The following is an 11,453-nucleotide window of genomic DNA, read 5'->3' as shown; positions in this document are numbered from 1 at the left end:
GTCCCGGGGACCGCGCCCCCGGGGCTGGCGGTCGTCCTCAGAGCAGCGGCAGGTACCGCTGCAGCTCGAACGGCGTCACCTGCGAGCGGTAGTCGTGCCACTCCTGGCGCTTGTTGCGCAGGAAGAAGTCGAAGACGCCCTCGCCGAGGGCCTCGGCGACCAGCTCGGAGCGCTCCATGATCGACACGGCGTGGTCCAGGCTCTGCGGCAGCGGCTCGATGCCCATCGCGCGCCGCTCGGCGTCGGTGAGCGACCACACGTCGTCCTCGGCGCCGTCGGGCAGCTCGTAGCCCTCCTCGATGCCCTTCAGGCCCGCGGTCAGCAGCAGCGCGTACGCCAGGTAGGGGTTGGCCGCGGAGTCCAGCGCGCGGTACTCCACCCGCACCGACTGCCCCTTGCTGGGCTTGTACATCGGCACGCGCACCAGCGCGGAGCGGTTGTTGTGGCCCCAGCAGATGTAGCTGGGCGCCTCCCCGCCGGACCACAGGCGCTTGTAGGAGTTGACGAACTGGTTGGTGACGGCGGTGATCTCGGGGGCGTGGCGCAGCAGACCGGCGATGAACTGCCGGCCGGTCGTGGACAGCTGGTACTCGGCGCCCGGCTCGTAGAAGGCGTTGGCGTCGCCGTCGAACAGGGACAGGTGGGTGTGCATCCCGGAGCCGGGCTCGCCCGCCAGCGGCTTGGGCATGAAGCTCGCGTACAGCCCCATCTCGCCGGCCACCTCCTTGATGACCGTGCGGAACGTCATGATGTTGTCCGCGGTGGCCAGGGCGTCGGCGTAGCGCAGGTCGATCTCGTTCTGCCCCGGCCCGCCCTCGTGGTGGCTGAACTCCACCGAGATGCCCATGCTCTCCAGCACCGAGATGGCGCTGCGGCGGAAGTCGTGGGTGGTGCCGCCGGGGAAGTTGTCGAAGTAGCCGACGTAGTCCACCGGCTCGGGCGCCGCGCCGCGCTCCAGGGGGCCCCGGAAGAGGTAGAACTCGATCTCGGGGTGCGTGTAGAAGGTGTAGCCGCTCTGCGCGGCCCGGTCCAGGGCGCGCTTGAGGACGTTGCGCGGGTCCGAGCGGGCCGGCTGCCCGTCCGGGGTGAGGATGTCGCAGAAGATGCGCGCCGTGCCGCGGTGCTCGTCGTCGTTGCGCCAGGGCAGCACCTGGAAGGTGGACGGCTCGGGCTTGAGCAGCATGTCCGACTCGGACACGCGCGAGAGGCCCTCGATCGCGGAGCCGTCGAAGCCGATGCCCTCGCCGAAGGCGCTCTCCAGCTCGGCCGGGGCGATGGCCACCGACTTCAGCGTCCCGATGACGTCGGTGAACCACAGCCGCACGAAGCGGATGTCGCGCTCCTCCAGCGTGCGCAGCACGAACTCCTGCTGGCGGTCCATGGCAGCTCTCCCGTCGACGTGCGCGGCGCCCGCTGGCGCCGTCCGGTCCCGGCGCGGTCCCGGCCAGGTCTCGGCCCCATCCTGGCGCACGGGCCCGGGCGGACCGCACCCGCACGCGCCGCCGCCGCCTCGCGCGCCGGGCGCGCGGGGCGGGACGACGGGGCGGGCTGACGGGGTGGCCTGACTAGGCTGCCGGGCATGCCTCAGCTGCGGGTGGCCATGGCGCAGGTCGACACCACGGTCGGCGACCTCGCCGGCAACGTCCGGACGGTGCGGGAGTGGACGGCGCGCGCCGCGGCCGACGGCGCGCACCTGGTCCTGTTCCCCGAGACGGCCGTCACCGGCTACCCGGTGGAGGACCTGGCGCTGCGCAGCTCGTTCGTGGAGGCCTCGCGCCAGGCGCTGGGCCGGCTGGCCGCCGAGATCGCCGACGACGGCAACGGGGACGTCCCGGTCGTCGTCGGCTACGTGGACCGGGCCCCGCGCGACACCCGCCCGGCGGGCGCGGGCCGCCCGCGGGGGCTGCCGCAGAACTGCGCGGCCGTCCTGCACGGCGGGCGGGTGGTGGCCCGCTACGCCAAGCACCACCTGCCCAACTACGGCGTCTTCGACGAGTACCGCATCTTCGTGCCCGGCGACGAGCTGCTGGTGGTGCGGGTGCGCGGGGTGGACGTGGCCGTGGCCATCTGCGAGGACCTGTGGCAGGACGGCGGGCCGGTGCGCCAGGCCGCGGAGGCCGGCGCGGGCCTGCTCGCGGTCGTCAACGCCTCCCCGTACGAGCGCGACAAGGACGACGTGCGGCTGGAGCTGGTGGCCCGCCGCGCCCGCGAGGCCGGCTGCCCCATCGCCTACGTCAACGCCGTGGGCGGGCAGGACGAGCTGGTCTTCGACGGCGACTCGCTGGTGGTCGCCCCCGACGGCGGCGTGCTGGCCCGCGGGCCGCAGTTCACCGAGCACCTGCTGGTGACCGACCTGGAGCTGGCCGCGGCCGACGGCGCGCCGGCGTGGGAGGAGGCGGTGACGCGGGTGACCGTCTCGGCCGACCCCGTCCCGGCCTACGACCCGCGCCCGGCCGAGCTGCGCGAACCGCTGCCGGACGTGGGGGACGTCCACCACGCCCTCGTGCTGGGGCTGCGGGACTACGTGCGCAAGAACGGCTTCCGCTCGGTGGTGCTGGGCCTGTCCGGCGGGATCGACTCCGCGCTGGTGGCCTCCCTGGCGGTCGACGCGATCGGCGCCGACGCCGTGCACGGCATCGCGATGCCGTCGGTGTACTCCTCCCAGCACTCCCAGGACGACGCCGCGGAGCTGGCCCGCCGCACGGGCCTGCACCACCGGGTGCAGCCGATCGCGCCGATGGTCGAGGCGTTCCTGGCCAACGTGCCGCTGACCGGGGTGGCCGAGGAGAACCTGCAGGCGCGGGTGCGCGGCACGACCCTCATGGGGCTGGCCAACCAGGAGGGCCACCTGACGCTGGCCACGAGCAACAAGAGCGAGCTGGCGGTGGGGTACTCGACGCTGTACGGCGACTCCGTGGGCGGGTTCGCGCCGCTGAAGGACGTGCCCAAGACGCTCGTGTGGGAACTGGCGCGCTGGCGCAACGCCGACGCCGAGCGCCGCGGCGAGCAGCCCCCCATCCCGGAGAGCACCATCACCAAGCCGCCGTCGGCGGAGCTGCGGCCCGGGCAGACCGACCAGGACTCCCTGCCGGACTACGCGGTGCTCGACGCGGTCCTCGAGGACTACGTCGAGGGCGACCTGGGCCGGGCGGAACTGCTGGCGCAGGGCTTCGACGCGGAGGTCGTCGACTCGGTGGTCACCCTGGTGGACCGCGCGGAGTGGAAGCGGCGCCAGTTCGCCCCCGGCACGAAGATCACCTTCAAGGCGTTCGGCCGCGACCGCCGCCTGCCCATCTCCAGCCGCTGGCGCGAGGCCGACGCCAGCGCGACCGTGAGCGGGCCGGTGCACTCCACGCGGTCCGTGCAGGTGCCGCGGTGAGCGGGCCGGGCGACGGGCAGGAGCCGGCGCCGCGGCGCCGCACCCGCGTGCACCACCTGCGCGAGTGGAAGGAGGCCGGCCGGCGCTGGGCCATGCTGACCAGCTACGACGTCCTCACCGCGCAGGTCTTCGACGAGGCCGGCATCCCCGTCCTGCTCGTGGGCGACTCCGCGGGCGGCACGGTGCTGGGGCACGCCAGCACGCTGCCGGTGACGGTCGAGGACCTGCTGCCGATGGCGCGCGCCGTGGTGCGCGGCGCCCCGCACGCCCTCGTCGTGGCCGACCTGCCGTTCGGCTCCTACGAGGCCTCCGACGAGCAGGCCGTCGCCACGGGGGTGCGCTTCCTCAAGGAGGCCGGCGCGCACGCGGTGAAGCTGGAGGGCGGGGTGCGCAGCGCCTCGCGGGTGCGGGCGCTGGTGGCCGCCGGCGTGCCGGTGATGGGGCACGTGGGCTTCACCCCGCAGTCCGAGCACGCGCTGGGCGGCTACCGCGTCCAGGGCCGCGGCGACGCGGCCTCGGCGCTGCAGGCGGACGCCCGCGCGGTCGCCGAGGCGGGCGCGTTCGCGGTGGTGCTGGAGATGGTGCCCGCGGACCTGGCCACGGAGGTCAGCGAGTCGCTGAGCGTGCCGACCGTGGGCATCGGCGCGGGCGCCGGCTGCGACGCGCAGGTGCTCGTGTGGCAGGACTTCGCCGGCCTGACCGGGCGCACGCCCTCGTTCGTCAAGCACTACGCCGACCTGCGCGGCACGCTGCGCGAGGCCGCGCGCGCCTACGCCGACGACGTGCGCGCGCAGCGCTTCCCGGGGCCCGAGCACTCCTTCTGAGGCGGGCGCCCCCGCCGTCCAGCGCCCGGGCGGGGGTCGGGCACCGGTGACCGATGATGGGCCGGTGAGCGCCTCCCGTCCCGCCGCGGCCCCGGTCCCCGCGGACCTGCCCTCGTACAAGCTGCGCCGGGGCCGGATGAGCGCCGCGCGCCGGGCGGCGCTGGCCGCGCACGCGGAGCGCTTCGCCGTCCCGGCGGGCGACGGGCCGCTGGACCTGGCAGCGCTGTTCGGGCCGGGCACGCCCGTGGTGCTGGAGGTCGGCTTCGGGATGGGCGAGACGACGCTGGCGATGGCCGCGGCGGATCCCGGCACGGGGCTGCTGGCCGCCGACGTGCACACCCCCGGGGTGGCCGCGCTGCTGCAGGGCCTGGCCGAGCGCGGGCTGGAGCACGTGCGGGTCGTGGAGGACGACGCCCGCCGGCTGCTGCGCCGGCGCCTGGCGCCCGGCTCGCTGGCGGGGGTGCGGGTCTTCTTCCCCGACCCCTGGCCCAAGCCGCGCCACCACAAGCGCCGACTGCTCGACGCCGCCTTCACGGCACTGGTGGCCGAGCGCCTGGCCCCGGGCGGGCTGCTGCACGTGGCGACCGACTGGGAGCCCTACGCCGAGCGCGTGGCCGGGGTGCTCGCGGCCGAGCCGGGTCTGGTGCTGGAGGAGGTGCGGCACGAGCCGCCCCCGTGGCGGCCGCGCACGCGCTTCGAGGCGCGCGGCCTGGCCCGCGGGCACGTGGTGACCGACCTGCTGGCCCGCCGCCCGCCGCACCCGGCCCCGGCCCCGGCCCCGGCCCCGGCCGAGCACCAGCCGCGCGGGGCCCGGGCGTGACGGGCGGGCGAGGCACCCCCGGCCCGGGCGGGGTCCTGGCCCGGGTGCGGGCCGCGACGGCGGCCACCCACCGGCGCCTCGACGCCGGCCTGGACCCGGCGGGCCGGACCTGGGACGTGGACGTGCACCGGCGGTGGCTGTCGCTGACGTGGGGCCTGCTCGCCCCGCTGGAGCGCGCGCTGGCCGGGTGGGCCGCCGCCGACCCCACCGCCCTGGACGTGGCCGCCCGCGCCCGCGCGGACCTCGCGCTGGCCGACCTGAGGGTCCTGGGGACCGACGCCGCCGACCTCGCGGAGCTCCGCGAGTGCCCCGGGACGCCGCTGCCGGTCACCCGGGCCGCGGCGCTGGGGACCTGCTACGTCCTGGACGGCTCCACGCTCGGCGGGCGGCTGATCACCCGGGCCGCGGTGGCCGCGGGGGTGCCGGCCGGGGCGTGCACCTCGCTGACCGGCCGACCGGGCGGCGGGCGGCGCTGGCGCGCGACCACCGCCGCGCTGGGCGCCGTCGGCGAGGAGGACGCCGAGGAGGTGGTCGCCGCGGCGGTCGCGACCTTCGCCGCCCACGAGCGCTGGCTGTCCCCCCTGGCGGTCCGGAGCGGGTGACGGGACCCGCCGCCGTCAGCCCCGACGATCACCAAGGGTTACCGTATGAGTACTGACGATCGACCGTCCCGGTCGTCCCCGCCACGAGGAGAGCGCGTCATCACCAGGTCGAACCACCGGCCGCACCGGGTCGCCCGGACCACCGCGGAACCCCGCCCGCTCACCGGAGGCGGTGCCCGGTGACCACCGCCCCGGCCGGGGTGCCGCCGCAGCCCGGGTCGTTCACCCCCGCCTACCCGGCCGTGGACCTCACCACGTGCGAGCGCGAGCCCATCCACGTCCCCGGTGCCGTGCAGCCGCACGGGGCGCTGCTGGCCGTCGAGCGCGACACGCACCGCGCGGTGGTGGCCTCGGCCAACGCGGCCGACCTCCTCGGCCGGGCGCCGGAGGACGTCCTCGGCGTCCACCTGGCCGACCTGGTGGGCGAGGAGCTCGCCGCCCGGGTGCTGGACGCCGACGCCCGGGACAACCTGGACGAGGCCCTGCACGCGCGCCTCGACGCGCGCGGCGGGCCGGTCGACGTGGACGTGGTGCTGCACGCCTCCGGCGACCGCCTCGTGGTGGAGCTGGAGGTCCTCGGCCCGCAGGCCGCGCCCGTGTCCTACCGCGCCACCCGCGGCGCGGTGACCCGCCTGGCGGGCACCTCCGGCACCAGGGACCTCTGCGCCGGCCTCGCGCGCGAGGTGCGGGCCCTGACCGGCTTCGACCGCGTGATGGTCTACCGCTTCGACGCGCAGTGGAACGGCGAGGTCGTCGCCGAGGAGCGCCGCGAGGACCTCAACACCTTCCTGGGGCTGCACTACCCCGCCAGCGACATCCCCGCCCAGGCCCGCCGGCTGTACACGCTCAACTGGACGCGCCTGATCGCCGACGTGGACTACACCCCCTCCCCGCTGGTCCCGCTGCTCGACCCCGGCACGGGCGCCCCGCTGGACCTGTCGCACTCGGTGCTGCGCAGCGTCTCGCCCATCCACCTGGAGTACCTGCGCAACATGGGCGTGGCGGCGTCGATGTCCGTCTCCCTCGTCGTCGAGGGGCGGCTGTGGGGGCTGGTCGCCTGCCACCACTACTCCGGCCCGCACCGCCCCGGCTACGACGCGCGCTCCGCGGCGGAGTTCCTGGCCCAGACCGCCTCCCAGCTGATCGGGGAGCGCGTCCGCTCGCAGGAGCGCGACGAGGCCCTGGCCGCGCAGGAGCTGCTGTCCGACGTCCTGACCACCGTCGCCGCCAGCGCCCGCGAGCCCCTGGCCACGCTGGTCGGGGACGGGCGGCTGCCGGACCTGCTGGACGCCGGTGGTGTCGCCGCCTGGGACGGGCACCGGCTGCTCACCAGCGGGCGGGTACCGCCGTGGGCGTCCCTGCAGCGCATCGCCGCCCTGCTGGCCCGCGCCGACGGCGCCCCCACCTTCACCGACCACCTCGCCGCGCTCAGCCCGGGGCTGGCCGAGGTCGCGGACCGGGCCGCCGGGGCCCTGCGGGTCGGCCTCGACGGCGACGGCTGGCTCCTGTGGCTGCGCCCGGAGCAGCCGCGCGTCGTCGACTGGGGCGGTGACCCCCGCAACGCGGAGATCGCCGAGGCCGAGGGGCCGCGGGTGCGCATCAGCCCGCGCAAGAGCTTCGAGAAGTGGCGCGAGGTCGTGCGCGGGCGCAGCACCCCGTGGCGCCCCTGGCACGCCACGACCGCCGACCGGCTGCGGGCCCAGGTGGCCGGCATCATGCTCGGCCGCTCGCGCGGGCAGATCGCCATCGCCGAGTCCCTGCAGCGCGCGGTGGTGCTCGACGAGGCGCCGCGGGTGCCCGGGGTGGACCTGCTGGCCCGCTACCACCCCGCGGAGGGCGGTCAGCTGGGCGGGGACTGGTGGGACGTCCTTCCCCTGGCGCCGGGGCGGGTGGCCGTCGTCGTGGGGGACGTGGCCGGGCACGGGGTCCACGCCGCCGCCACGATGGCCCAGCTGCGCACCGCGCTGCGCGCCTACCTGCTGGAGGGCCACTCCCCCGCCTCCGCGCTGAACCGCCTGGACACGCTCGTGGCCACCCTGCTGGGGAGCCAGACGGCCACCGCCGTGGTCGTCGTCGTGGAGCGCGCGGAGGACGGCGGCTGGGGCGACGCGGACCAGGTCGTCGTGGAGGTGGCCAGCGCGGGGCACCCGACGCCGCTGCTGGTGAGCGCCGCGGGGGCGAGCCCGCTGCCCGCTGCCCCGCGGCCGATGCTCGGGCTGGGGTTCGGACCCGCGACGGGCGTGCCCGGGGAGAGCGTCCGCACCGCGGTGCCGGCCGGGGCGGTGCTGCTGATGTACAGCGACGGCCTCGTCGAGCGCCGCGACGCGTCGCTGGACCAGACCACCGCCGTGCTCGCCGCCGCGGCGGCCGACGCCGTCTCGGGTCTGGCGCCGGGCACGCCGGGCACGCCCTCCGGCGGTCCCATGTCCGGCGTGGCCGACCGGCTGCTGACCGCCGTCCACGGCGACGCGGGAGACGACACCACGCTGGTGCTCGTCCGGCCGCACCCGGGACGGTGGGCGGGGCCGCTCGAGGACGGCGGGGACGGCGGGGGCGGTTCCCCCGCTCACCGGCCGGGGGCCGGCCGCCGCTGAGGGCGCGGGGCCCGTCCCGGGGACGGCACCCCGCCCCTCACCGGGGCAGGGGCAGGTCGGGGGCGCGCTGGCGCACCACCTCCAGGGCGCGCTCGACGGCGCCGAGCACGACGACGTCGGCGCCCAGCCGCGAGGCGACGACCTCGGGCCGGGGCGGGTCGACGAAGCGCGGCAGGGCGCGGTGCACGACCTCGAGGACGGGCCCGGCGGAGGCGGCCACGGCGCCGGCGACGACGACGCGGGAGGTGTCCAGCAGGCTGGCCAGCGTCGCGACGACGCGGGTGAGGACCTGCCCGACCTCCTCGGTGACGGCCACGGCGGCCGCGTCGCCCGCGGCGGCCGCCGCGAGGACCTCCTCGGCCTCGCGGCCGGTGCGCTCGCGCACGAGCCGGGCGATCCCGTCGGTGGACCCGACGCCCTCGACGACGTCGAGGTAGCGCATCTCCCCGACCCCGCCGTGGGCGCCGCGCAGCAGCCGGCCGTCCTCCACGACGCCGGCGCCGAAGCGCTCCCCGGCCAGCAGGGTCACGTGGCTGCGCGCACCGCGCCCGCCGCCGCGGTGGTGCTCGGCGACGGCGGCGAGGTTGGCGTCGTTGTCGACCACCACGTCCCAGCCCAGCTCGCGCTCGAGGTGGACGGCGATGCCGGGGTTCATGTACTCCCAGTAGGGGTTGCCGGAGAAGGTGGTGCGGCCGTCGGCGTCCACGGGCGCGGGGACGCCGACGACGGCGGTCAGGACGGCGGACGGGCCGGCACCGGCCGCCGCCAGCGCGTCCAGGGCGGCGGTCCGCAGGACGGCGAGCCGGGCCGCCGGGTCGGCGCTCAGGTGGTCCGGGTCGGCGCGCCGGGCGACGGTGCCCAGCGGGGTGCCGCGCAGGTCGGTGACGCGCGCGCAGACGCGGTGGGCGCCGGCGTCGACGCCGACGACGAGCCCGGCGCGCGCGGCCAGGGCGTAGCGGCGCGCGGGCCGGCCCTTGACGTAGCCGGCGGAGGCGCGGGCGTTCTCCAGCTCGCGCAGCCAGCCGCGCTCGATGAGCTCCTCGCACACGGCGTGCGCGGTGGCGCGCGACAGGCCGGTGGCGGCCATGAGGTCCGAGCCGGTGACGGCGCCGGAGCCCGCACCGCCCCCGGCGTCCCACACGTGCAGCAGCACGCTGCGCAGGTTCTCCTCGCGCAGCCGGCGCACCGAGCTGGTGCTCGCGGCGCCCCCTGCGGCACCCGCCGCGGCGCCCCTAGTCCCGTCCGCCCGCACCGTCACCCTTGACCTCCTCGCCCGACTGTGCGTCTACTTTAGTCACGGCCTTGATTTAGACGCCGCATCAATGACGACGCACCGAGGGGACGTGGCAGTGACGGACGTGCTGGAGGCGGGGACCGCACCCGCAGCGCAGGGCTCGACGCAGGGCTCGACGCAGGACCGGCCGCAGGAGCGGCGGCGGGACGCGGCGGCCACCTGGTGGCGCCAGGCCGTCGTGTACCAGGTGTACCCGCGCAGCTTCGCGGACGCCGACGGCGACGGCCTGGGCGACCTGGCCGGGGTCACCGCGCGCGTCCCGCACCTGGCGCGGCTGGGCGTGGACGCCGTCTGGCTCAGCCCCTTCTACCCCTCGCAGCTGGCCGACGGCGGCTACGACGTCGACGACCACCGCGCGGTCGACCCCCGCCTGGGCACCCTGGAGCAGTTCGACGAGATGGTCGCCGCCCTGCACGGCGCGGGCATCAAGGTCGTCGTCGACATCGTGCCCAACCACTCCTCCGACCAGCACCGCTGGTTCCGCGAGGCGCTGGCCGCCGCGCCCGGCTCCCCCGAGCGCGACCGCTACGTCTTCGCCCGCGGCCGCGGCGAGCACGGCGAGCTGCCGCCCAGCGACTGGACCGCCGTCTTCGGCGGCCCGGCGTGGGAGCACGTCGGCGACGGCGAGTGGTACCTGCACATGTTCGCCCCCGAGCAGCCGGACTGGAACTGGGCCAACCGCGAGGTGCGCGAGGACTTCCTGCGGACCCTGCGCTTCTGGGCCGACCGCGGGGTCGACGGCTTCCGCGTCGACGTCGCCCACGCGCTGGCCAAGGACATGTCCCTGCCGCTGCCCACGGCCGCCGAGCTGGCCGCCGACGACCTGCCCGACGGGGCGCACCGCCTCACCGACCGCGACGAGGTCCACGAGATCTACCGCGAGTGGCGCGAGCTGTTCGACTCCTACGACCCGCCGCGCACCGCCGTGGCCGAGGCGTGGGTGCCCGCCCACCGCCGCGCCCGCTACGCCTCCCCCGAGGGCCTGGGGCAGGCCTTCAACTTCGACCTGCTGCAGGCCGACCCGGACGCGGCGACGTTCCGCCGCGTCGTCGAGGACAACCTGCGCCTGGCGCGCGAGTCCGGCGCCAGCTCCACGTGGGTGCTGTCCAACCACGACGTCGTGCGCCACGCCACCCGCTACGCGCTGCCGGCGGGCACCGACCTGCAGGCCTGGCTGCTGGGCGGCGGTACCGACCCCGCCCCCGACCGCGAGCGCGGGCTGCGGCTGGCGCGCGCCGCGACCGCCTTCGTCCTGGCCCTGCCGGGCAGCGCGTACCTGTACCAGGGCGAGGAGCTGGGTCTGCCGGAGGTCGCCGACCTGCCCGCCGACGTGCTGCAGGACCCCACGTGGGTGCGCTCGGCCGGCGCCGAGAAGGGCCGCGACGGCTGCCGCGTGCCGCTGCCGTGGTCGGCCTCGGCGCCGGCCCTCGGCTTCTCCACCGGCACCCCCCACCTGCCGCAGCCGGCGTGGTTCGCCGGCCTCGCGGCCGACGTGCAGGAGGCCGACCCCTCCTCCACGCTGAGCTTCTACCGCGAGGCCCTCGCGGTCCGGCGGCGGCTGCGCACGGAGGAGGAGCTCACCTGGGTCGACGGCACCGGCGACGGCGTCGTCGCGTTCACCCGGCCCGGCGGGTGGACGTGCGTGACGAACCTGGGCGACGGCGCGGTCGAGCTGCCCGCCGGCCGGGTCGTCCTGGCCAGCGGCCCGCTCGACGGGCGCGCGCTGCCCCCCGGCACGACCGCGTGGCTCACGGACGAGGACGCGCAGCAGGACGAGCGGCAGGACGCGCAGGGGCCCACCGGCCGCTGAGCGGCGCGGGGGGGGGGGGGGGGGGCGCCGCCCCCCCCCCCCCCCCCCCCCCCCCCCCCCCCCCCCCCCCCCCCCCCCCCCCCCCCCCCCCCGCCCCCCCCCGCCCCGGCCCGCCCCCCCCCCCCCCCCC

The 11,453-nt window shown here is 77.2% G+C and carries 8 protein-coding genes; 6 read left to right on the top strand and 2 right to left on the bottom strand.

Translation table 11 applies throughout. The annotated features are described in order from the left end of the window. Window positions 1-37: 37 nt before the first annotated feature. Window positions 38-1,381, bottom strand: a complete 1,344-nt coding sequence (locus ACRYMY_RS07540; RefSeq protein WP_432546651.1) for a glutamine synthetase family protein — start codon at window positions 1,379-1,381, stop codon at window positions 38-40. 198 nt (window positions 1,382-1,579) lie between these two features. On the opposite strand from ACRYMY_RS07540, the gene ACRYMY_RS07535 reads away from it, so the two are divergent. The 5 genes from ACRYMY_RS07535 to ACRYMY_RS07515 all read left to right on the top strand — a co-directional run bounded on the left by ACRYMY_RS07535 (window position 1,580) and on the right by ACRYMY_RS07515 (window position 8,219). Next, complete coding sequence (locus tag ACRYMY_RS07535) at window positions 1,580-3,379, top strand: NAD+ synthase (RefSeq protein ID WP_432546650.1); 1,800 nt, start codon at window positions 1,580-1,582, stop codon at window positions 3,377-3,379. Next, entirely contained in the window at window positions 3,376-4,203 is an 828-nt protein-coding gene (gene panB, locus ACRYMY_RS07530; RefSeq protein WP_432546649.1) for a 3-methyl-2-oxobutanoate hydroxymethyltransferase, read from the top strand. The genes ACRYMY_RS07535 and panB overlap by 4 nt, the downstream gene beginning before the upstream one ends. A 64-nt stretch (window positions 4,204-4,267) precedes the next feature. After that, the gene (gene trmB, locus ACRYMY_RS07525; RefSeq protein ID WP_432546648.1) at window positions 4,268-5,023 is read left to right on the top strand and encodes a tRNA (guanosine(46)-N7)-methyltransferase TrmB; all 756 of its coding nucleotides are present in this window, start codon (window positions 4,268-4,270) and stop codon (window positions 5,021-5,023) included. Next, entirely contained in the window at window positions 5,020-5,625 is a 606-nt protein-coding gene (locus ACRYMY_RS07520) for a heme oxygenase-like domain-containing protein (RefSeq protein ID WP_432546647.1), read from the top strand. Before trmB ends, ACRYMY_RS07520 begins: the two co-directional genes overlap by 4 nt. 179 nt (window positions 5,626-5,804) lie before the next feature. Continuing rightward, window positions 5,805-8,219 (top strand): SpoIIE family protein phosphatase, encoded by a 2,415-nt coding sequence (locus ACRYMY_RS07515; RefSeq protein ID WP_432546646.1) that lies wholly within the window; start codon window positions 5,805-5,807, stop codon window positions 8,217-8,219. Window positions 8,220-8,256: 37 nt separating this feature from the next. Here ACRYMY_RS07515 and ACRYMY_RS07510 read toward each other — a convergent pair whose 3' ends face one another. After that, entirely contained in the window at window positions 8,257-9,477 is a 1,221-nt protein-coding gene (locus ACRYMY_RS07510) for an ROK family protein (RefSeq protein WP_432546645.1), read from the bottom strand. Window positions 9,478-9,568: 91 nt separating this feature from the next. Between ACRYMY_RS07510 and ACRYMY_RS07505 the strand changes: the two genes are divergently transcribed. After that, window positions 9,569-11,323: a glycoside hydrolase family 13 protein gene (locus ACRYMY_RS07505; RefSeq protein WP_432546706.1), complete on the top strand. Its 1,755-nt coding sequence runs from the start codon at window positions 9,569-9,571 to the stop codon at window positions 11,321-11,323. The last annotated feature ends 130 nt before the right edge of the window (window positions 11,324-11,453 follow it).

This window comes from Kineococcus haloalkalitolerans, from assembly GCF_050871905.1.
GTDB lineage: Bacteria > Actinomycetota > Actinomycetes > Actinomycetales > Kineococcaceae > Kineococcus.
This window is presented reverse-complemented; position numbering and strand designations above follow the sequence as displayed.